Raw genomic sequence first — 20,158 nt, 5'->3', positions numbered from 1 at the left:
GGGCTTCCGGTCCGGGGGCGGGCCGGAGACGGGTCACATTCCTTGGCGGCGCGCATTATGGCCGCTCAGAACCACTTTGCGGGACGAATCGGAAATCCGGCAGCCTCAAATGCGTATCGAGCCGTAGCGCAGATCAATTTCCTGCTCTACGGTCCTTCCGTCATTCGTGGACGGGAGGACGACCCGTGCGTACCGCTAGCCCAAGAACCATAGCCATCTGGACCGTCGTCGCGCTCATCGGCGCGGCGGGCTGGTCCATGCTCGCGCTGGCTCGAGGCGAGGAGGTCTCGGCCGCATGGATGGTCGCGGCCGCCCTCGGCTCGTACGCCATCGCCTATCGCTTCTACTCCCGGTTCATCGCGACCCGCGTATTGCGCGTGGACAAGAACCGCGCCACGCCCGCGGAGCGCCTGAACAACGGCATCGACTACCACCCGACCGACCGCCGGGTGCTGCTCGGCCACCACTTCGCCGCGATCGCCGGGGCCGGTCCGCTCGTCGGTCCCGTGCTGGCCGCCCAGATGGGCTACCTTCCGGGAACAATCTGGATCATCGTCGGCGTGATCTTCGCCGGGGCCGTCCAGGACATGGTCACGCTGTTCTTCTCGATGCGCCGGGACGGAAAGTCGCTCGGCCAGATGGCCCGTGAGGAGATCGGCCCCGTGGGCGGCGCGGCGGCGCTCGTCGCCGTCTTCGCCATCATGATCATCCTGCTGGCGGTGCTGGCCCTCGTCGTCGTCAACGCGCTCGCCGGCTCGCCGTGGGGCACCTTCTCCATCGCGATGACGATCCCGATCGCCTTCCTGATGGGCTTCTACCTGCGGGTGCTGCGGCCTGGCCGGGTCACCGAGGTCTCGGTGATCGGTGTCGCCCTGCTGCTGTTCGCCATCGTGGCGGGCCGCTGGGTCGCGGAGTCCTCCTGGGCGGACGCCTTCACGCTCGCCCCCGGCACGCTCGTGGTCTGGCTGGTGATCTACGGATTCGTCGCCTCCGTGCTCCCGGTGTGGATGCTGCTCGCGCCCCGCGACTACCTCTCCACCTTCATGAAGATCGGCACGATCGCACTGCTCGCACTGGGTGTCGTCATCGCGCTGCCCGGCATGAAGATGGACGCCGTCACCGAATTCGCCGGGAATGGCCAGGGGCCCGTCTTCGCGGGTTCGCTGTTCCCCTTCGTGTTCATCACGATCGCCTGTGGCGCGCTGTCCGGATTCCATTCCCTGGTCTCCTCGGGCACCACCCCGAAGATGATCCAGAAGGAGACGCAGGTACGGATGATCGGCTACGGCTCGATGCTGATGGAGTCGTTCGTCGCCGTCATGGCGATGACGGCCGCGTGCATCATCGAACCGGGTCTGTACTTCGCGATGAACGCGCCTGCCGGGGTCATCGGCGATTCCGTCCAGTCCGCCTCGCAGGCCGTCGCCAATCTCGGTTTCACCATCTCCCCGGAGGATCTGGCCCGGGCGGCCAGAGAGGTCGAGGAGGAATCGCTGCTCTCGCGGACCGGTGGCGCGCCCACCCTCGCGGTGGGCATGTCGGAGATCTTCTCCCAGGTCTTCGGCGGCTCCGGGATGAAGGCCTTCTGGTATCACTTCGCGATCATGTTCGAGGCGCTGTTCATCCTGACGACCGTGGACGCGGGCACCCGCGTCGGCCGGTTCATGCTCCAGGACATGCTGGGCAACGTCTACAAGCCCTTCCGCAACGTCAGCTGGAAGCCGGGCCTGTGGGCCGCCTCGGCGATCGTCGTCGGCGCCTGGGGCTACTTCCTGTGGGTGGGCGTCCACGAGCCGCTGGGCGGCATCAACCAGCTCTTCCCGCTGTTCGGTATCGCCAACCAGTTGCTGGCCGCCGTCGCGCTGACCGTCTGCACCACCCTGCTCATCAAGTCGGGACGGCTGAAGTGGGCCTGGGTCACCGCGGTCCCGCTCGCCTGGGACGTGGCGGTGACACTCACCGCGAGCTGGCAGAAGGTGTTCTCCGACGACGTCAAGCTCGGTTTCTTCGCGCAGCGCGAGAAGTACGCCGACGGAATCGACGCCGGCGAGGTCATCGCACCCGCGAAGAACATGGACGACATGCACACCATCGTCACCAACTCCACGGTGGACGGCATTCTGGCCGCCCTCTTCGCGCTGCTCGTCATCATCGTGATCGCCGACGCGGCCCGGCTGTGCGTGAGGTACCTGCGCAACCCGGAGTCGGCTCCGCTGAAGGAAGCGTCCTATGTGGAATCGCAGTTGGTGGCGCCCGCGGGACTGATCCCCACCAAGGAGGAGAAGGCGGAGCTACTAGTGCCATGAGGACCAGCGCCACGAAAGTACGCGACCGGCTGAGCCGGATCCGCTGGTACGTCCGCGAACTGACCGGCGAATCGGCCTACGACAACTATGTCGCCCACGTACGCGGGCACGACCCGGAGGCGCCCGTGCTCTCACGGCGGGCCTTCGAGCGGATGCGGACGGACCGGCAGGAGGCGGATCCCCGGGAGGGCTTCCGCTGCTGCTGACCGTCTCGTCCACAATCCCGGGCGACGGGCCCCGGAGTTCTCCACGGCACAGGAGGCTCCGGGGCCCGTTGTCGTATCCCCTGCCGCACGCTGACTGCATGGCGCCCGGCCCGTCGGCCTCCGTGAACAACCGGGATCCGGGCGGGCTCCGAGGCGTGACCGGGAGCCCCCACCGGGCATCACTCCGAGGACCCACGAGTAGGAGCTCTCGGTACCAATGCAGTGGAAGCCTGTCAGTCCATGACACAAGATGTAGGGGTGCTCTCGGGCGGCGGCACTAGATGTATGCTCATGCTCGCTGTCGCCGCAGGGGAATCCGGTGCAAATCCGGAACTGTCCCGCAACGGTGTATAGGTGGCCATTCGCGTACCCGTGAGTCGTACCCGTGAGTCCGAGGACCTGCCGACAGTGCGCCCGGTTCGACCGACCCGGGCGGAATTGACGTCCGGGCCTCGAGGTTGGGCCGGCGGACGCCGCGCGGTGTGCCCGGGACCCCTGGTTCCGCATGCCCGCGAGCGGACGCGCCCCCGCCCCGAGGGCCCCAGGCCGAGCGAGGGAGAGCACCACGTGACCATCGCACCCGCTGATCCGGCTTCAGGTGTGGCGAACGGCGCCGGGGACACCGACGCCCCCGGGACCGCGCTGCTGCGGACCCTGACCGACCTCACCGCCGATCTGCCCGACACCGACCCCGGACGGGTCGCCGCCGCCGCCCTGCGCGGCCGGCACGCGGGGTCGGACGAGGCGGAGTTGCGCGGGCTGGCCACCGAGGCGGCCGCCGGCCTGATCTCCGAGGACCCGGCCTACTCACGGCTCGCGGCCCGCCTGCTGACCGCGGCCGTCGCCGAGGAGGCCGCCGGGCAGGGAGTGCGTTCGTTCTCCGAGTCCGTGGAGGTGGGGCATCGCGAGGGCCTGATCGCCGACCGCACCGCCGAGTTCGTGCGGCGCTACGCGGACCGGCTGGACGCGCTGGTCGAGAAGACCCTCGCCGACGGCGCCGACGACCGCTTCGGCTACTTCGGGCTGCGCACGCTGCACAGCCGCTATCTGCTGCGTCACCCGATGAGCCGTCAGGTCATCGAGACACCACAGCACTTCATGCTGCGGGTCGCCTGCGGCCTCGCCGAGGACGACAGCTCCCGGTCGGTCGACGAGGTCACCGCGCTGTACCGGCTGATGAGTCGGCTGGAGTACCTGCCGTCCTCCCCCACGCTGTTCAACTCCGGTACGCGGCACCCGCAGATGTCCTCCTGCTACCTGCTGGACTCCCCCCGGGACGAACTCGACTCGATCTACGACCGCTACCACCAGGTGGCCCGGCTGTCGAAGCACGCGGGCGGCATCGGGCTCTCCTACTCCCGTATCCGCGCCCGGGGTTCGCTGATCCGCGGCACCAACGGACACTCCAACGGCATCGTGCCGTTTCTGAAGACCCTGGACGCCTCCGTGGCCGCGGTGAACCAGGGCGGCCGGCGCAAGGGCGCGGCGGCGGTCTACCTGGAGACCTGGCACTCCGACATCGAGGAGTTCCTGGAGCTGCGCGACAACACGGGCGAGGACGCCCGGCGCACGCACAACCTCAACCTGGCGCACTGGATCCCGGACGAGTTCATGCGCCGCGTCGAGGCGGACGCCGAGTGGTCCCTGTTCTCCCCCGTCGACGTGCCGGGCCTGGTGGACCTGTGGGGCGAGGAGTTCGACAAGGCGTACCGCGAGGCGGAGGCGGCCGGGCTGGCGCGCAGGACCCTTCCCGCCCGGGAACTCTACGGCCGGATGATGCGCACCCTCGCTCAGACCGGCAACGGCTGGATGACCTTCAAGGACGCCTCGAACCGCACGGCGAACCAGACCGCCGAGCCCGGCCGTGTGGTGCACTCGTCCAATCTGTGCACGGAGATCCTGGAGGTCACCGACGACGGCGAGACGGCCGTCTGCAACCTGGGCTCGGTGAACCTGGGTGCCTTCGTCGCCGGTGACGGCATCGACTGGGAGCGGCTGGACGAGACCGTCCGCACGGCCGTGACCTTCCTCGACCGGGTCGTCGACATCAACTACTACCCGACCGAGCAGGCCCGCCGCTCCAATGCCAGGTGGCGCCCGGTGGGCCTGGGCGTGATGGGGCTGCAGGACGTCTTCTTCAAGCTGCGGCTCCCCTTCGACTCGGCGGCGGCGAAGGCCCTTTCGACGCGGATCGCCGAACGGATCATGCTCGCGGCCTACGAGGCCTCCACCGGCCTGGCCGAGCGCAACGGGCCGCTGCCGGCCTGGCAGCAGACCCGTGCCGCGCGCGGGGTGCTGCATCCGGACCACTACGACGTCGAGCCGGAGTGGCCGGAGCGCTGGGCCGCACTGCGGGCCCGCGTCGCCTCCGCCGGTATGCGCAACTCGCTGCTGCTGGCGATCGCGCCGACCGCGACGATCGCCTCCATCGCGGGTGTCTACGAGTGCATCGAGCCGCAGGTCTCCAACCTCTTCAAGCGCGAGACGCTGTCCGGCGAGTTCCTCCAGGTGAACTCCTACCTGGTGGAGGACCTCAAGCGGCTCGGGGTGTGGGACGCGCAGACCCGGGAGGCCCTGCGCGAGTCGAGCGGTTCCGTGCAGGGCTTCACCTGGGTGCCCGAGGGGATCCGGGCGCTGTACCGCACGGCGTGGGAGCTGCCGCAGCGCGCGCTGATCGACATGGCGGCGGGGCGCACCCCGTTCCTCGACCAGTCGCAGTCGCTGAACCTGTTCCTGGAGACGCCGACCATCGGCAAGCTCAGTTCGATGTACGCGTACGCCTGGAAGCAGGGGCTGAAGACGACGTACTACCTGCGGTCCCGCCCCGCGACCCGGATCGCCCGCGCCGCGCAGTCCCGGACGGCCGCCCCCACGATTCCCGTGCAGCAGGCCGCCGATCCGGAAGCGGTCGCCTGCTCCCTCGAAAACCCCGAGTCCTGCGAGGCCTGCCAGTAATGACGACCGCACCCGAGAAGACCGAGAAGAACCTGCTCGACCCGGGCTTCGAACTGACCCTGCGCCCCATGCGGTACCCGGACTTCTACGAGCGCTACCGGGACGCCATCAAGAACACCTGGACGGTGGAGGAGGTCGACCTCCACTCGGACGTGGCCGACCTGGGCCGGCTCACGCCGGGCGAGCAGCATCTGATCGGGCGGCTGGTCGCGTTCTTCGCGACCGGCGACTCGATCGTCGCGAACAACCTGGTGCTGACGCTGTACAAGCACATCAACTCCCCCGAGGCACGGCTGTATCTGTCCCGCCAGCTCTTCGAAGAGGCCGTGCACGTCCAGTTCTATCTGACGCTGCTCGACACCTATCTCCCCGATCCCGAGGACCGGTCAGCGGCCTTCGCGGCCGTGGAGAACATCCCCTCCATCAGGGAGAAGGCCGAGTTCTGCTTCAAGTGGATGGACTCGGTGGAGACCATCGACCGGCTGGAGTCGAGGTCCGACCGCCGCCGCTTCCTGCTGAACCTGATCTGCTTCGCGGCCTGCATCGAGGGCCTGTTCTTCTACGGCGCCTTCGCCTACGTGTACTGGTTCCGCTCCCGCGGCCTGCTGCACGGCCTCGCCACGGGCACCAACTGGGTGTTCCGTGACGAGACGATGCACATGAACTTCGCGTTCGAGGTCGTGGACACCGTCCGCAAGGAGGAGCCGGACCTCTTCGACGACGAACTCCAGCGGCAGGTCACCGACATGATCCGGGAGGCCGTCGAGGCAGAGCTCCAGTTCGGGCGCGACCTGTGCGGTGACGGCCTGCCCGGCATGAACACCGAGTCCATGCGCCAGTATCTGGAGTGCGTCGCCGACCAGCGGCTCTCCCGGCTGGGCTTCGCCCCCGTGTACGGCTCCGAGAACCCCTTCTCGTTCATGGAGCTGCAGGGCGTCCAGGAACTGACCAACTTCTTCGAGCGCCGCCCGTCGGCGTATCAGGTCGCGGTGGAGGGCTCGGTCGCCTTCGACGACGACTTCTAGTGCCGCGTCAGTCAGGGTTTGCCCGCTGAGGAGCGGCGTCCGGTGCGGTGCATCGCAAGGCGGCTGGAAGCCCTCGTAGTGGGCCTACTCGGGCTTTCGGCCAACGCAGCGTGGGGGTACCTCCCGCGCCCGGAGGGCTGCGGGGGAGTGCCGTGCAGGGCGTCGCGACGGGGCGAACCTTGGCTGACGCGGCACTAGGACGGGGCGCGCCCCGGTCCGGCGGCCGCCCCGCGCCGCCGCCGGCTAGGCCGCGTGCTCGAAGTGACGCCGGTGGACCGGCTGCCGCTCGCCCTGGGGGCCCGGCGGTTTGCCGGCGGCCGCGGCGCGCAGCTGCCGGTCGACGCGGCGGTCGCGGGCGTACCAGGCCAGGGACGGGGCGGCCAGAAGGACGAAGGCCGACAATACGGCGAGGTGGCCGAGGAATGTGTTCATGCCTCCACTCTGCTGTGCGGGACCCCGGAACGTGAGTGGCAGGACTGCCGCACACCATCGAATTACTGCCACCGACGTGCCACACTGCGTGCCATGCTGAGAAACGTCGCCGTGGCCCTCGTCGACGGGGTGAGCCCGTTCGAACTGGGCGTGATCTGTGAGGTCTTCGGTCTCGACCGGAGCGAAGAGGGGCTGCCCGTATACGACTTCGCCGTGTGCGCGGCGGAGGGCCCCGGGGCGGTCGGCACGCGTTCCGGAACCTTCACGATCTCCGTGCCGCACGGTCTCGACCGGCTCGACGAGGCCGATCTCATCGCGATCCCGGCCGGTCAGCGCTTCGAGGAGCGCCCCTACCCCGAGCCCCTGATGGACGCGCTGCGTCGGGCCGTGGACCGGGGCGCGCGGGTGCTGAGCGTGTGCAGCGGCGCCTTCATGCTGGGCGCGGCGGGGCTGCTGGACGACCGCGACTGCACGACCCACTGGAGGCACGCGGCCGAGCTGGTACGCCGCCACCCCCGCGCCAGGGTGAATCCGGACGTGCTGTACGTGGACTCCGGGTCGGTGATCACCTCTGCGGGCACCGCCGCCGGTATCGACGCCTGTCTGCACATCGTGCGCCAGGAGCACGGCATCAAGGTCGCCAATGCCATCGCCCGCCGCATGGTGGTGCCCCCGCACCGGGACGGCGGCCAGGCGCAGTACATCGACCGGCCGCTGCCCAGTTCTCCTTGTGACACGGTCGGCGAGACGCTCGCCTGGATGGAACGCCACCTGGACGAGGAGATCACCGTCGAGCGGCTGGCCGCCCGCGCCCTGATGTCCCCGCGCACCTTCGCCCGCCGCTTCCAGCAGGAGACCGGCACCACCCCGTACCGCTGGCTGCTGCGCCAGCGGGTGCTGCTGGCCCAGCAGCTGCTGGAGGCGACGGACGAGACGGTGGACGCGATCGCCGGGCGTGCCGGTTTCGGCAACGCCGCGGCGATGCGCCACCAGTTCCTGCGCACGCTCGGCACCACCCCGAACGCCTACCGGCGCACGTTCCGGGGGGACACCCGGGCCGCGTAGCAGCGGCGTTCACGCAGCGGCAGTCCGGACGACGGCCCGGAAGGCGGCCCGGAAGGCGGGGCGGTCAGATCCCGCAGCTGGACGCCGACCAGAAGCGGCTCGACCGGTGGTCGACGTGGGTGTGATCGCCGTGTCCGGGGTAGCCCGGGCCGAGGATGCCGTTGAAGCCGTGGTTGCGGGCCTGCTTGGCGAGCGTGCAGAGCGAGTGCGGGCCCGCGCCCAGGTCGACCGCGTCCCCGTACAGATGGCGGCTGTTGGAGGCGCCGCCGACCGCGTCGTTGCACGCCGTCGAGCGGAATCCGCTGGTCACCCTGATGGACTGGTCGCCGAGCGCGTGCCGCAGGGCCTCCAGCTTCCACATGGAGCGCAGCGCGTTCGACTTGGCGGTCGCGGCGCTCACCGCCCCGCCCGCCCAGGTGGAGTTGCACTGGTTGAGCTCGGCGTAGGAGAAGTGGAGCGGCGTGCAGTCGTCGTCCTGCAGGGCGTAGAGCTTGTTGAAGGTCTGCGGGCCCGCCAGGCCGTCCGCCGTGAGGCCGTACGCCTGCTGGAAGCGGGTGACCGCCGCCTTGGTGGCCGGTCCGTACGAGCCGTCGATGGCGAGCACGCCGCCGTAGCCGGGGTATCCGGCGACCCTGATCTGGAGCTGGGTGACGTCGGCTCCCGACATGCCTTCGGAGAGGTTGCGCGACCAGGTGTAGCAGCCGTCCGCCTGGGCCGTGCCGGCCGTCGCGAGGGACACACCGAAGATTCCGGCCATGACCATGACAAAACTGAGCAGAAGTCGTGCGGTACGTCTGAGCATCGGCCCTCCAGGCCTCCATGACGGATACGAACACTGACGGCGGTGCACCGCTGAGACTGGCCGTACCGCCCGTCACCCGTCAACCGGGCACCGGTACCGGTCATTGGCCCGACCATTGGTGCCGGCGGCACGCCGTCGGACGTGCGCGTGCGTGCACCGGCGCGGCACGCGCTGCGGTGCACGCGCCGCGCCGGTGCCTACGGAATCACCCCTCCTCGTGCGCCGCCGGCCCGTCGCTGACGTACGGCGGCGTGGACGGGTCGTCCCAGCTGTCGACCCGGTACCGGCCGGACTCGTGGTGCCACCAGTACACGGAGGAGAACCAGTTCCGCATGTTGCCGACACACGACTTCAGGGCGGCGCTCAGTTCGGCGCCGCGGAAGGTCCCGTCCGCGGCCTCGTCGGCGAGGAGCAGCACCGCGCGCTCGGCCTCCAGGAACTCGGTGACACACCGCCCGGCGCGCCGGCGGACCTCCGCGGTCGCCTCCTCGACGGACAGACCCTCATGTCTGATGAGGACGATTCCGAGGTTGTGTATCTCGCCGCCCGCGTACTCCTTGGGGAGCGAGCACAGGTCGTTGTACCAGGCGGCGAAATCCTGGGTGGCGAGTGCCGCCTGCCGGAAAGCGCCGTGCTTGCGCACCTCGTCGGGGAGTTCACAGCGCGCGACGAGTTCCAGCAGATCGGTCCAGATCCAGTGCCCGAAGGTCAGGCGGCGCAGTTCCAGGTACGCCCCCGGCTCGGGGACCGTCCGCGTCGTGCGGTTGATGAACTCCTGGTCGCACGCATCGATCGTGCGGTGGAAGTGCCGCGCGAACCGGGCGTTCCAGATGGGCCCCAGCCAGCCGTAGATACGCGAGACGGAATCGGCGAACCCCGCGACGAGCGGGTCCCGGTGGTGCATGTACTCCTCGGGGGACTCCAGCGCCGATTGGAGCCGGACGCACAGCCGGAGCCAGGCCGACTCGCGTCCGTGGACGACATCACGGTCCTGGCGGTCGTCCCAGGCGAAGAACCACGCGGTGAAGTCGGAGATCGCGGAGAGCACCTCGTCGGAGGCGCCCAGGTAGTAACCGGCGACGAGGTCCGTGTAGAGCAGGCCGTCCGCGTACCGCTCGACCTTGTCGGCGGGCATGAGCCGTTTCTCCAGCAGCCAGTTCCTGGTGCTCTCCTGAAGCCTCGGCCAGTACGGATGGAGTTGCCGTGGAAAAGCGCTCTCGATCAGTGGGATGGCCAGCGCCGGGGGGGCCGGCGACGCAGGCGCTGTACGGGAGGCGGTACGAGATGGTGCTGCGATCTGTGCGGCGGTCGTGGTTCCGGGTAAGGAGACGCTCTGTGAGAAGGCAGACACGGGAAGGTCCTCTCAGCCGCTCGAGGCGATGCGCCCTACGGTGTGGCGGGCGCACGCCGTGGCTTATCCGCGTCCTCTACTTGAGCACGCAACGGACCTTCCGCGGAACAGATTTGCCACAGTCACTACCCGGCTCCGCCGGGAACGTCCCCTCGCGCGACACGCTTCCCTCGTGCCACAGGAACCGGGCACCTGCAAAGCCGGGCGGGCGCGGCCGGGGTCCTCTTCCGGCCGCGCGCGAGAGGCGACGTCCCGCCGGCCCGTCGGGGCGGTCCTGGCTCAGTCGTTCGGGACGGTCTCGTAGCGCGGGGTTCCCTCGGCCATCTGCCGCAGCGCGTCCTTGCGCTCGCGCTTGGACAGCCGGTCGATGTAGAGCCGCCCGTACAGATGGTCCGTCTCGTGCTGGAGGCAGCGCGCGAAGTAGCCCGTGCCGCGCACCTTGATCGGATTGCCCGCGGCGTCCCGGCCCCGCACGACCGCGTAGTCGGGGCGGGCCAGGGAGGCGTACGCGGTCGGGACGGACAGGCAGCCCTCGTTGGAGTCGTCCAGGTGGCGCGCCTCGGCCGGCAGATCCTCCAGCACCGGGTTGCAGACCACGCCGACGTGCCGCCTGCCCTCGTCGTCGGGGCAGTCGTACACGAAGACCTTCAGGTCCACCCCGATCTGGTTGGCGGCCAGTCCCACGCCCTCAGCGGCCCGCTGGCTCGCGAACATGTCGTCCACGAGGGCGGCGAGCTTGTCGTCGAACTCCGTGACGTCCTGGCACTCACGGTGCAGCACCGGGTTGCCGACCACGGTGATGGGGCGCACGGTGCCGCGCTCGCGGTACGCCGACTCGCGCTCCTCGGTGTCCTCCGTGTCGATGACGAAACCCTCGTCGTCCACGGCCGGGCTGCCGGTCACCTGCTGCTCCGTCTCCTGCTGCGACATGTCCGCCGTACGCCTTCCTGAACCTCACGAGAACCCTGGATGTGCTGCCCGTACAGCCTAAGGGTCGCCCGTCGCGCCCGGAGCCCGCGGAGCTTCTTCAGCACACCTCTTCGAGGTCCCGCCAGTCACGGGTGTCCGGGCTGTCGGCGACCCAGCCGTCCAGCAGCCCGCGCACCAGCCCCGCGGGGGCCGCCAGCCCGCACTCGCGCTCCGGCACCCACAGCTCGCCGGAGGCGGTGCGGTGGCCGAGCGGCCCGGGATGGCCGGGCTCGCTGTGGTCGTGAGGGTCCAGGTGCGGCTCCCCGTCGCCCTCATCGCTGGGCATGCGGCTCTCCGAACAGGCCCGGCACAGCAGCCGCACGGACGAGGACCAGTCCTCGGCCGCGTAGCCCGCGTCGGCCGCCAGCCGCTCCAGGGCGTCGCGGTCGGCCTCGGTGTCCGCCTCCAGCAGCACCACCCAGGTCGGGACCGGTGAGGGCGCCCAGAGCTCGATCTCGTCGAAGACGGGGTACGACGGACCCGCCGAGGTGACCCGCTCGCCGTGCGGCACCCCGTCGTGGAGGACGACCTCGCCCCAGCGCCGGCCGCTCGAGGGCAGCGGAATGGACTGCACCTCCATGCGCGCCGGATCGAGCCTGCGGCCCCACACCACCTCGGCCTCGCCCTCGGGGGAGAGCCTGACGGCCGCGCTGCCCAGCTCCATGCCGAGCGGCTCGCCGGAGGCCGTGGTCTCGCCGGGCACCCGCAGCCCGTACGCCTGCCAGGCGCGGCGCGCCAGCGGCCAGTCCTGCAGGGCGGTCGCGGCGATCCCGACGTTCCACCAGTCCGGGGCGCCGGTCTCCCGGTCCAGCAGGGCCACGGCCCGCAGACCGGCGGCGCGTGCCTGCTCCCAGTCGTGCCGGAACTTGTGCAGCAGCGCCAGGTTGAACCAGGACTCGGAGAGCCAGGGTTCGAGGTCGGCGGCGCGCGTCAGCAGCGCGCCCGCGTCCTCGTACCGGCCGTCGCCGATCAGCGTGAACGCGCGGTCGGTGGCCTGCCGCCATGAGGCGGACGGCCTGTGCCGTACCTTCCCGAAGATCCTCACGATTCCCGCCTGTCCCGCCTGTCCCGCCTGTCCCGCCTGAATCCCTGCCTGCTTTCCCTGCCTGCCGGTCCATCCGGTGCAGCCTCGCGGAGGTCTGCGGACGTCTCTCCTTCGCATCCAACCATGCCCGCTCACGGGGCCGCTCATTACCCATGGGTTACCCAGGCGGGACGGAGGTCAGACTGCCTCTTGACAGGACGCGGGCGAGGGATTCGACGACCTCCGGCTGGTAGTCGTGCCCGGTGCCGAGCCGCAGCTGTTCGAGGGCTCCGAGCGGACCGCCCGGTGGATCGGCCGCCGCCAGGTCGTCGTACGCGTTGACGGCCCGGACGATGCGGGCGGGCAGCGGCTGCTCGCGGTACGGGTCGGCCTGCCGCTCGACGACCACCGCGACCTCGGGCGGCACCCCGGTCTGCCGTACGACGGCCCCGCCGAGCAGCGCGATCCGGCGCTGCTGCGCGGGGGGAAGGGGCGCGGTGGCGCCCTCCGGGACCGGATCGACGAGCGACAGCTGGCCGATGTCGTGCATCAGCGCCGCGTATTCGAGCACGGTGAGATCGGGCTCGGCCAGGCCCAGCTCGCGCCCCACGGCCCGGCTGAGGGCGGCGACCCTGCGCGCATGTCCCGGGCGCGTGTAACCGGCGATCTCGGTCGACCGGGCCAGCGAGGTGATCGTCTGCCGGTAGGTCGTCCGCACCGCGGCGTACCTCCGGAAGGAGACCTGCGTCAGCAGCAGGGGCAGGCAGAAGACGGGCAGCGCCCACAGGCCGGCGACGGCCGCCGCGAGCGCCATGACGGCCCCGGTCGCGCAGATCGCCGAGCCGATGCCGGGCAGCGCCCGCAACTGCTCGCGCAGCAGCGGCCCGTAGGGCCAGCCCGTACGGGACCTGGCCATGGCGGAGGCGAGCACGGCGTCGCACAGCGCGGTCAGCACCAGCAGGACCAGCAGCACCGGCACGTAGGACGGGCCCAGGCCGGTCCATTCCTCCAGCTGCCCCGAGTTGTACAGCGGCTGGAAGCAGACCGCGGCGAAGCCGACGGTCAGAACGCGGCGTGCCACATGGTCCGGGCAGGGTCCGCGGCCGACCGCCACGTGCGGGGCGGCCCCGGCGAGGACGGCGGCGAAGACCACCGTGAGGACCTGGAAGACCCCGTGGGTGCTCGGCCGTCCGCCCACCTCGCCGAGCAGCGCGTACGCCAGCGCGCCCGCCGCGCCGAGCGGCGCGGGCTCCCTGTCCCCCGTGACGCCCTCGCCGTGCCGCCGCGCGGCCTCGCCCACCGCGATGAAGACACCGAAGGCGAGCGCGATCCCGGGCTGCTCGACCCCGTGCCACAGTGTCGTGCCGAGCGCGACGGCGACCAGCGTGCCCGCGAGGGCGTGGACGGCGCCGACGAGGTACGGCGTCCGCCGCTCCCCGGTCATCCGGCTCTCCCCCGTTCCCCCGCAACCGGCCGGCCGGGACCCGCGTTCACTGCGGCGCGGGGTGCGGTGTCCTGCGCGCCGCGGACCTCGCCGGCCGGGAGACCCGGGCGGCAGGCCGGGGCCGGAGGGACGTTTCCGCGCGGGGCGGCCGGCTCGTCGGCGGTCACGGCGGGCCGCCATCCGCGCCGGTCCAGCGCGCGCACCAGCGCCCTGACCATCCGCGGGTCGAACTGGCGGCCCGCGCATTTCTGCAGCTCCTCGACGGCCACGGCCACCGGGCGGGCCCTGCTGTAGCAGCGGGTCGAGGTCATGGCGTCGAAGGCGTCGGCGACCGCGACGACGCGCGCGAACTCGGGGATGCGGTCCCCGGACAGCCCGTAGGGGTAGCCGCTGCCGTCCATGCGTTCGTGGTGGTGCAGGATCGCGGCCCTGGCCTCGCCGAGGAAGCCGATGCCGCGCACCATCTCGTGCCCGTACTCCGGGTGGAGTTCGATGACCCGGCGTTCCTCGGGGGTCAGCGGGCCGTCCTTGCGCAGCACGCGGGTCGGTACGCCGAGTTTGCCGACGTCGTGCAGGATGCCCGCGAACCGCAGCACCTCCAGCCGCTCCTCGTCCATGCCGAGTTCCCTGGCGATGAGCACGGAGGCGCTGCCGACCCGCTCACTGTGCCCGCGGGTGTACTCGTCCTTGATGTCCACGGCCTGGACGAGTGCCCGGATGGTGGCCTGGTGGGCGGCGCGCTCGCGGTGGTACTGGGCGAACACCCAGCAGGACAGGTACATGGGGAGCAGTACGAGCAGCGCGGCGGGAGCCCCGTACGGGCTGCGCCACAGCACCGCCATCATCAGCCCGGCCAGGCCGTGCACCAGGTGCGGGCCGAGCGAGCGGGCCACCAGGCCCCGCCAGGCCGCGCCGAACGGCCTGCGCTCGGCGGTGGCCAGGATGGCGCCCCCGAACGTGGCGAGGACGAGGCCGAGGACGAGGGTGGCGGCCGCGGCGGGGAGCAGTCCGTAGGGGAAGTCCGGGGCGCTCCCCGGCCCGCCGAGCGCCTGCCGCCCGCCCAGGGCCTCGTACGCCGCGGCCGCGCAGAAGGTGGCCGTGGCCAGTTCGGCGGCCCGCCAGGTCCGGCGGGTCCAGGCGTGCCGCCGCTCGACCTGCCCGACCAGCGAGCCGGGCACGGCGACCAGGGCGGCCGCCTCGGGCGGCAGCAGGAAGACCCCGGCGAGCAGGACGGGGAAGAACGAGCCCATACCGATGGGGGCGTCGCGTCCCAGCAGCGGGCAGCGGGGCGCCTGCTCGCACAGCGCGTAGAGCGTGGCGAGCAGCGCGACCACACCCCAGGGCGTGCGCGGGGCGCTCAGAGCGGGGAACACGCAGCAGACGGCGACCACGACGGCGCACAGCACACAGACGCGCGCCCTTGACGGAACCGTCCGCATGCCGCCTTCTCCTCCCCGACATCACCGCAGCGCGTACCGGACCGTGAGAATAGGCGCGCATCGGAGCCCGGCGGGCCGGATCGGCGTAAAGAGCACCCTTCGGGTGACAAACGGAAGGACCGTGGCGCATCATGCGCCACGGTCCTCACACCGGGGGGAGCGGACGCCCCTGCCCCGGACTACTCCTGGGTGGCGACGTCCTTGTCGGGAACCGCCTCGCCGGCACGGATCAGGTCGATCCGGCCCATGACCTTCGACCGCAGGTCGGTCGGCACGTCGTCCTGGCCGCAGCACCGCTTGACCAGCTTCTTCACCGCCTGCTCGAGTCCGTACTTCTCGAGGCAGGGCGAGCACTCCTCGAAGTGGTGCTCGAACTTCGTGCAGTCGCCCTCGGGCATCTCACGGTCGAGGAACTCGTAGAGATGGTCGAGAATCTCTGAGCAGTCCGTCTCGTGCGGCTCTCCGCAGCTCATGACCCCGAGCCTTTCCCGTTGTGCTCGTCCGTACCACCGGTACCACCGGCACCCGCCGGGACCAGGCCGCGCTCGCGCGCGTAGTCCTCGAGCATGCCGCGCAGCTGGCGGCGTCCGCGGTGCAGCCGCGACATCACCGTGCCGATGGGTGTACCCATGATGTCCGCGATCTCCTTGTACGCAAAGCCCTCGACGTCCGCGAGATAGACGGCGATACGGAACTCCTCGGGGATCGCCTGCAGCGCCTCCTTCACGTCCGAGTCGGGCAGGTGGTCGAGCGCCTGCGACTCGGCGGAGCGCAGCCCCGTCGACATGTGGGACTCGGCGCGCGCGAGCTGCCAGTCCTCGATCTCCTCGGCGGCACTGCGCTGCGGCTCGCGCTGCTTCTTCCGGTACGTGTTGATGAAGGTGTTCGTCAGGATGCGGTACAGCCACGCCTTGAGGTTGGTGCCCTCACGGAACTGGTGGAAGGAGCCGTACGCCTTGGCGTAGGTCTCCTGGACGAGGTCCTCGGCGTCCGCGGCGTTGCGCGTCATGCGCAGCGCGGCAGAGTACATCTGGTCGAGGAAGGCCAGCGCGTCACGCTCGAAGCGCGCGTTGCGCTCCGCCACGCTCTCCGCGGCGTCCTCGGGCTGTGCGGTCGTTCCTTCGTCGGTCCCAGTGACAGGACCCACCTCCTCCGACGCTGCTGCGGATCCGAATGCGGACCCGCTCGATTCGGAGAATAGTCGACCCTCGGCCGGGAAGCTCTGACTGTCCCGCCCGCCCGCCGCCCGACGCGGGGCGGTCCCGGCCGCCGGCAACACGGTCCAGTCCAGGCCGGTGGACTGTGTGCGGCCGGGGCAGATGGTCGAACCCATGCGGCGGACTCCCTCTCCTGCTGCGTTCTTCCGACGCCCCGCACAACAGCGGCCCGCCCACGCGCATTCCCGAAGGTTCACCCGCCGTCGGGCGTGAGTCCGCCCGCCCACGCCGCGACGGAACGGGTGATGATCTCCAGCGCCTCGTCCTGCCCGAGGAGCGCCTTCTTGGGCACGGCGAAGCCGTGGTCGCCGTAGGGCACCTCGGTCAGCCGGTAGTCGCCCGCGGGGAACTCGTCCGGGCGCCCGAAGGGGTCGTTACCGCCCTGGACGACGAGGGTGGGCAGCCCGGAGCCGAGCAGTTCGCCGGCGCGGGAACGCTCCGGCCGGCCCGGCGGGTGCAGCGGGAAGCTCAGCGCCAGCACGGCCGCCGCCCCGAGACCTGCGGCGGTGCGGCACGCCACCCGGGCCCCGGCGCTGCGCCCGCCGGCGACGAGCGGGGTCCCGGCCTTCTCCAGCGCGGGCCACAGGGCGGTCCAGGCGGCGTCCAGTGTCCTGGGCGCGGGCGCCAGCCGCTTTCCCGCGACCCGCCAGGGCTGCTCCACGAGGGCGACCGTGACGCCGTGGGCGGGCAGTTCCCCGGCCAGCGCACGCAGGTCACGTGCCTCGATGCCGCCGCCGGCGCCGTGACCGACGGCAAGGGTCAGCCGGGCACGCCGGGCCCGGTGCCAGGTGATACGGGCGTCCCCGGCCGGGGTCTCGACGATCTCGCTCTGTGTCACGGAGCACATCCTGCCCCGTCCCCCGTCCCCCGTCCTGGCCCCGGTCCCGGAGCCCGGCACAGCACCGGGCCGCTCCTCAGAAGAGGGTCTCCTCCTCCGGTGCGGGCAGTTCCTTCAGCAGCTCGGGCCCGTTGTTGCGGACGTTGCTGACCTCGGTGCCCACCGGGTAGGCCCGGACGGCCCCCGCGGCCGGGGGCACCAGCAGCGACCGCAGGTCGTCGACGTCCGTGCGGTTCGGGTCCAGCCAGTCCTGCCAGCGGTCGGGCGTCAGCATCAGCGGCATCCGGGGATGGATCCGGTCGAGCGAGCGCGGCCCGTGCCCCTCGTACCCCGGCAGCTCGCTCGTCTCCGCGTCGGTGGTCAGCACCGTGCAGGTCGCCCACCAGGCGCGCGGGTGGTCGTCGGGAAGGGTGCGGTCACGCCAGAACTCGTACAGCCCGGCCAGCGCCATGACGGAGCCGTCCACCGGGGTCACGAAGTACGGCTGCTTGCGCGGCCGCTTCTTCCTCCCCTGCTCCTCGAGCTGCCGCTCCTCGACGCCGGTGACCCACTCGTAGTACCCGTCGGCGGGCAGCAGGCAGCGGCGGCCGAGGAAGGCCCTCCTGTACGCGGGCTTCTCGTGCACGGTCTCGGCCCGCGCGTTGATCATCCGCGCCGCTCCCTCGGGCGACTTCGCCCAGGACGGCACGAGCCCCCACTTCAGCGCGCGCAGCTGCCGGACGGGCCGCGGGTCGCCGGTGTTCTTCAGGGGGCGTTCGAGGACGGCGTAGACGTCCTTCGTGGGAGCCACGTTCCAGTCGGGGGCGAGGGTCTCCTCCGCGTCCCACTTCTCGATCTCAAAGATTCCTGCGAGATCCTCGGGTCTGCGACTCGCTGCGTACCGTCCGCACATGAGTGCCAGACTGCCAGACCCCGAAAGAGTGTGAGGAGCCGCCCGGACAATGGACAGCACCAATCTCGCCGATCTGTGGGACCGCGTCTTCGGCACCCAGCCCGACCCCTCCCAGTGGCTTGTGCTCGCCACCGCGTCGGTCGCGCTCATAGCCGTCGTCCCGCGCCCGATATGGCGGCTCTCCCGCAACGCGATCACCATCGCGCACGAGGGCGGCCACGGCCTGGTCGCTCTCCTGACCGGGCGGCGTCTGGACGGTATCCGGCTCCACTCGGACACCTCCGGGCTGACCGTGAGCCGCGGGAAACCCACCGGCATCGGCATGATCCTCACCGCCGCCGCCGGCTACACCGCGCCCTCGCTGATCGGCCTCGGCGGTGCCTGGCTGCTCGCCGCGAACCACATCACGCTGCTGCTGTGGGTGGCGACGGCGCTGCTGCTGGCCATGCTGGTGATGATCCGCAACGCCTACGGCGCGGTGACCGTCGTCCTCGCGGGAGCGGCCTTCCTGCTCGTCTCCTGGCTCACCACCGCGGGCGTCCAGGCGGCGTTCGCGTACGTCGTGGTGTGGTTCCTGCTCCTCGGCGGTGTCCGCCCGCCCTTCGAGCTCCAGTCCAAGCGCCGCCACGGCGAGGCCGGGGACTCGGACGCCGACCAGCTCTCCCGCCTGACCCACGTGCCGCCCGCGATGTGGCTGTTCCTCTTCCACGCGGTCTCGGTCTGCTCCCTGCTGGGCGGCGGCCGCTGGCTGCTGGGACTGTAGGAACCGCGGCCCCGAAGCGACGGCGCGGCACAGGCTTCACTTTTGATCAGGATTGAGCATGGTTGCGAACCACTAAAGTGAGGCGCATGACCGAAAGCCCCGCCAAGAACTCTCTGTGGTCCGCGCCCGTCGCCTCCGGCCCCGTCGACGCGACCGTCACCGTGCCCGGCTCCAAATCGGTCACCAACCGCGGCCTGGTGCTGGCGGCCCTGGCCGCAGAGCCCGGCTGGCTGCGCCGCCCGCTGCGCTCCCGGGACACCCTGCTGATGGCCGAGGCGCTGCGCGCCATGGGTGTGGGCATCGAGGAGACGCTGTCCTCCAGTTCCTCCCTCGCGGGCGGCCCGGAAGCCACCGGTGAGGCCTGGCGGATCATCCCCTCGGGCCTGCACGGCCCGGCCACCGTGGACGTGGGCAACGCGGGCACCGTGATGCGGTTCCTGCCGCCGGTCGCCACGCTCGCCGACGGCCCGGTCCGCTTCGACGGCGACCCCCGCTCGTACGAACGTCCCCTCCACGGTGTGATCGACGCGCTGCGGGTCCTGGGCGCCCGGATCGACGACGACGGGCGCGGCGCGCTGCCGATGACCGTGCACGGCAGCGGCGCCCTGGACGGCGGCCCGGTCGAGATCGACGCCTCCTCGTCCTCCCAGTTCGTCAGCGCCCTGCTGCTCTCCGCGCCGCGCTTCAACCTGGGTGTCGAGGTCCGTCACACCGGCCCCGTGCTGCCCTCCATGCCCCACATCAGGATGACCGTGGACATGCTGCGCTCCGCCGGCGCCCAGGTGGACACCCCGGAGTCGGGCGGCGAGCCGAACGTCTGGCGGGTCTCGCCGAGCGCACTGCTCGGCCGCGACCTGGTGGTGGAGCCCGACCTGTCCAACGCCCAGCCGTTCCTGGCCGCCGCGCTGGTGACCGGCGGCCGGGTCACCATCCCCGACTGGCCCGAGCGGACCACCCAGCCGGGTGACGCGCTGCGGGACATCTTCACCGCCATGGGCGGTTCCTGCGAGCTGACCGAGGAGGGGCTGACCTTCACCGGCGGCGGCACGATCCACGGCATCGACATCGACCTGGGCGAGGTCGGCGAGCTGACGCCGGGCATCGCCGCCGTCGCGGCGCTCGCCGACTCCGAGTCCGTGCTGCGCGGGGTCGGCCACCTGCGGCTCCACGAGACGGACCGGCTGGCGGCCCTGACCAAGGAGATCAACGAGCTGGGCGGCGACGTCACGGAGACCGCGGACGGGCTGCGGATCCGCCCGCGCCCGCTGCACGGCGGGGTCTTCCACACCTACGACGACCACCGGCTGGCGACGGCGGGCGCGGTGATCGGCCTGGCCGTGGACGGCGTACAGGTCGAGAACATCGCGACGACCGGCAAGACCCTCCCCGACTTCCCCGAACTGTGGGCCGGAATGCTCGGGGACTGACGC

General features: G+C 71.2%; 18 protein-coding genes and 1 riboswitch. Of the genes, 7 read left to right on the top strand and 11 right to left on the bottom strand.

All coding sequences use genetic code 11. The annotated features are described in order from the left end of the window. Positions 1-257 precede the first annotated feature (257 nt). The 4 genes from GUY61_RS06835 (at position 258) to GUY61_RS06820 (ending at position 6,492) form a co-directional block, all read left to right on the top strand. On the top strand, positions 258-2,306 hold the full coding sequence (locus GUY61_RS06835; protein WP_166629156.1) for a carbon starvation CstA family protein: 2,049 nt from the start codon (positions 258-260) through the stop codon (positions 2,304-2,306). Continuing rightward, positions 2,303-2,512, top strand: a complete 210-nt coding sequence (locus tag GUY61_RS06830) for a YbdD/YjiX family protein (RefSeq protein ID WP_166629153.1) — start codon at positions 2,303-2,305, stop codon at positions 2,510-2,512. Before GUY61_RS06835 ends, GUY61_RS06830 begins: the two co-directional genes overlap by 4 nt. Before the next feature lie 252 nt (positions 2,513-2,764). Continuing rightward, a riboswitch (cobalamin riboswitch) is annotated at positions 2,765-2,934 on the top strand. A 145-nt stretch (positions 2,935-3,079) separates the two neighbouring features. Continuing rightward, positions 3,080-5,467, top strand: coding sequence for a ribonucleoside-diphosphate reductase subunit alpha (locus tag GUY61_RS06825; RefSeq protein ID WP_166629152.1), 2,388 nt, complete (start codon positions 3,080-3,082; stop codon positions 5,465-5,467). Beyond that, positions 5,467-6,492 carry a ribonucleotide-diphosphate reductase subunit beta gene (locus tag GUY61_RS06820; RefSeq protein ID WP_166629151.1) on the top strand — a complete coding sequence of 342 codons (1,026 nt, stop codon included), beginning with the start codon at positions 5,467-5,469 and terminating at the stop codon, positions 6,490-6,492. Before GUY61_RS06825 ends, GUY61_RS06820 begins: the two co-directional genes overlap by 1 nt. Before the next feature lie 243 nt (positions 6,493-6,735). Here the strand turns inward: GUY61_RS06820 and GUY61_RS06815 are convergent, their stop codons facing one another. Next, entirely contained in the window at positions 6,736-6,924 is a 189-nt protein-coding gene (locus GUY61_RS06815; RefSeq protein ID WP_166629150.1) for a hypothetical protein, read from the bottom strand. Positions 6,925-7,017: 93 nt separating this feature from the next. On the opposite strand from GUY61_RS06815, the gene GUY61_RS06810 reads away from it, so the two are divergent. Beyond that, entirely contained in the window at positions 7,018-7,989 is a 972-nt protein-coding gene (locus tag GUY61_RS06810; protein ID WP_166629149.1) for a helix-turn-helix domain-containing protein, read from the top strand. Between the two features lie 64 nt (positions 7,990-8,053). Here the strand turns inward: GUY61_RS06810 and GUY61_RS06805 are convergent, their stop codons facing one another. From GUY61_RS06805 to GUY61_RS06760, 10 genes are all read right to left on the bottom strand, one after another. Next, positions 8,054-8,791 (bottom strand): D-Ala-D-Ala carboxypeptidase family metallohydrolase, encoded by a 738-nt coding sequence (locus GUY61_RS06805; RefSeq protein WP_166629148.1) that lies wholly within the window; start codon positions 8,789-8,791, stop codon positions 8,054-8,056. Between the two features lie 205 nt (positions 8,792-8,996). Further along, positions 8,997-10,016 (bottom strand): terpene synthase family protein, encoded by a 1,020-nt coding sequence (locus GUY61_RS06800; protein ID WP_166629155.1) that lies wholly within the window; start codon positions 10,014-10,016, stop codon positions 8,997-8,999. Positions 10,017-10,421: 405 nt separating this feature from the next. Next, positions 10,422-11,072, bottom strand: a complete 651-nt coding sequence (gene def / locus GUY61_RS06795) for a peptide deformylase (RefSeq protein ID WP_166629147.1) — start codon at positions 11,070-11,072, stop codon at positions 10,422-10,424. A gap of 97 nt (positions 11,073-11,169) precedes the next feature. Continuing rightward, positions 11,170-12,156 (bottom strand): hypothetical protein, encoded by a 987-nt coding sequence (locus GUY61_RS06790; RefSeq protein WP_166629146.1) that lies wholly within the window; start codon positions 12,154-12,156, stop codon positions 11,170-11,172. Positions 12,157-12,313: 157 nt separating this feature from the next. Then, positions 12,314-13,579 (bottom strand): HD-GYP domain-containing protein, encoded by a 1,266-nt coding sequence (locus GUY61_RS06785; RefSeq protein ID WP_166629145.1) that lies wholly within the window; start codon positions 13,577-13,579, stop codon positions 12,314-12,316. Continuing rightward, on the bottom strand, positions 13,576-15,018 hold the full coding sequence (locus tag GUY61_RS06780; protein ID WP_166629144.1) for an HD-GYP domain-containing protein: 1,443 nt from the start codon (positions 15,016-15,018) through the stop codon (positions 13,576-13,578). Before GUY61_RS06780 ends, GUY61_RS06785 begins: the two co-directional genes overlap by 4 nt. 179 nt (positions 15,019-15,197) lie before the next feature. Then, positions 15,198-15,491, bottom strand: coding sequence for a mycothiol system anti-sigma-R factor (gene rsrA / locus GUY61_RS06775; RefSeq protein ID WP_166629143.1), 294 nt, complete (start codon positions 15,489-15,491; stop codon positions 15,198-15,200). Continuing rightward, positions 15,488-16,165, bottom strand: a complete 678-nt coding sequence (locus tag GUY61_RS06770) for a sigma-70 family RNA polymerase sigma factor (RefSeq protein ID WP_166629142.1) — start codon at positions 16,163-16,165, stop codon at positions 15,488-15,490. Before GUY61_RS06770 ends, rsrA begins: the two co-directional genes overlap by 4 nt. A gap of 263 nt (positions 16,166-16,428) precedes the next feature. Further along, positions 16,429-17,082, bottom strand: coding sequence for an alpha/beta family hydrolase (locus GUY61_RS06765; RefSeq protein WP_166629141.1), 654 nt, complete (start codon positions 17,080-17,082; stop codon positions 16,429-16,431). Positions 17,083-17,149: 67 nt separating this feature from the next. Continuing rightward, positions 17,150-17,965 (bottom strand): SOS response-associated peptidase, encoded by an 816-nt coding sequence (locus GUY61_RS06760; protein ID WP_166629140.1) that lies wholly within the window; start codon positions 17,963-17,965, stop codon positions 17,150-17,152. 49 nt (positions 17,966-18,014) lie between these two features. On the opposite strand from GUY61_RS06760, the gene GUY61_RS06755 reads away from it, so the two are divergent. Together GUY61_RS06755 and aroA are read left to right on the top strand one after the other, a co-directional pair. Further along, entirely contained in the window at positions 18,015-18,728 is a 714-nt protein-coding gene (locus tag GUY61_RS06755; RefSeq protein ID WP_166629139.1) for a M50 family metallopeptidase, read from the top strand. Positions 18,729-18,814: 86 nt separating this feature from the next. Beyond that, a complete protein-coding gene (aroA, locus tag GUY61_RS06750) occupies positions 18,815-20,155 on the top strand; it encodes a 3-phosphoshikimate 1-carboxyvinyltransferase (RefSeq protein ID WP_166629138.1) in 1,341 nt (446 codons plus the stop codon). The last annotated feature ends 3 nt before the right edge of the window (positions 20,156-20,158 follow it).

Origin of the sequence: Streptomyces sp. GC420 (genome assembly GCF_009916105.1) — a bacterium.
Classification (GTDB): domain Bacteria; phylum Actinomycetota; class Actinomycetes; order Streptomycetales; family Streptomycetaceae; genus Streptomyces.
The sequence above is the reverse complement of the archived record's forward strand: the minus strand, read 5'-3'. Positions and strand labels throughout refer to the sequence as shown.

Bases quoted from the DNA above. Each gene is read 5' to 3' on its own strand.
- GUY61_RS06835 (WP_166629156.1), top strand. From the start codon at position 258: ATGCTCGCGCTGGCTCGAGGCGAGGAGGTCTCGGCCGCATGGATGGTC.
- GUY61_RS06830 (WP_166629153.1), top strand. From the start codon at position 2,303: ATGAGGACCAGCGCCACGAAAGTACGCGACCGGCTGAGCCGGATCCGC.
- GUY61_RS06820 (WP_166629151.1), top strand. From the start codon at position 5,467: ATGACGACCGCACCCGAGAAGACCGAGAAGAACCTGCTCGACCCGGGC.
- GUY61_RS06815 (WP_166629150.1), bottom strand. From the start codon at position 6,924: ATGAACACATTCCTCGGCCACCTCGCCGTATTGTCGGCCTTCGTCCTT.
- GUY61_RS06810 (WP_166629149.1), top strand. From the start codon at position 7,018: ATGCTGAGAAACGTCGCCGTGGCCCTCGTCGACGGGGTGAGCCCGTTC.
- GUY61_RS06805 (WP_166629148.1), bottom strand. From the start codon at position 8,791: ATGCTCAGACGTACCGCACGACTTCTGCTCAGTTTTGTCATGGTCATG.
- def (WP_166629147.1), bottom strand. From the start codon at position 11,072: ATGTCGCAGCAGGAGACGGAGCAGCAGGTGACCGGCAGCCCGGCCGTG.
- GUY61_RS06785 (WP_166629145.1), bottom strand. From the start codon at position 13,579: ATGACCGGGGAGCGGCGGACGCCGTACCTCGTCGGCGCCGTCCACGCC.
- GUY61_RS06780 (WP_166629144.1), bottom strand. From the start codon at position 15,018: ATGCGGACGGTTCCGTCAAGGGCGCGCGTCTGTGTGCTGTGCGCCGTC.
- rsrA (WP_166629143.1), bottom strand. From the start codon at position 15,491: ATGAGCTGCGGAGAGCCGCACGAGACGGACTGCTCAGAGATTCTCGAC.
- GUY61_RS06765 (WP_166629141.1), bottom strand. From the start codon at position 17,082: ATGTGCTCCGTGACACAGAGCGAGATCGTCGAGACCCCGGCCGGGGAC.
- GUY61_RS06760 (WP_166629140.1), bottom strand. From the start codon at position 17,965: ATGTGCGGACGGTACGCAGCGAGTCGCAGACCCGAGGATCTCGCAGGA.
- GUY61_RS06755 (WP_166629139.1), top strand. From the start codon at position 18,015: ATGGACAGCACCAATCTCGCCGATCTGTGGGACCGCGTCTTCGGCACC.
- aroA (WP_166629138.1), top strand. From the start codon at position 18,815: ATGACCGAAAGCCCCGCCAAGAACTCTCTGTGGTCCGCGCCCGTCGCC.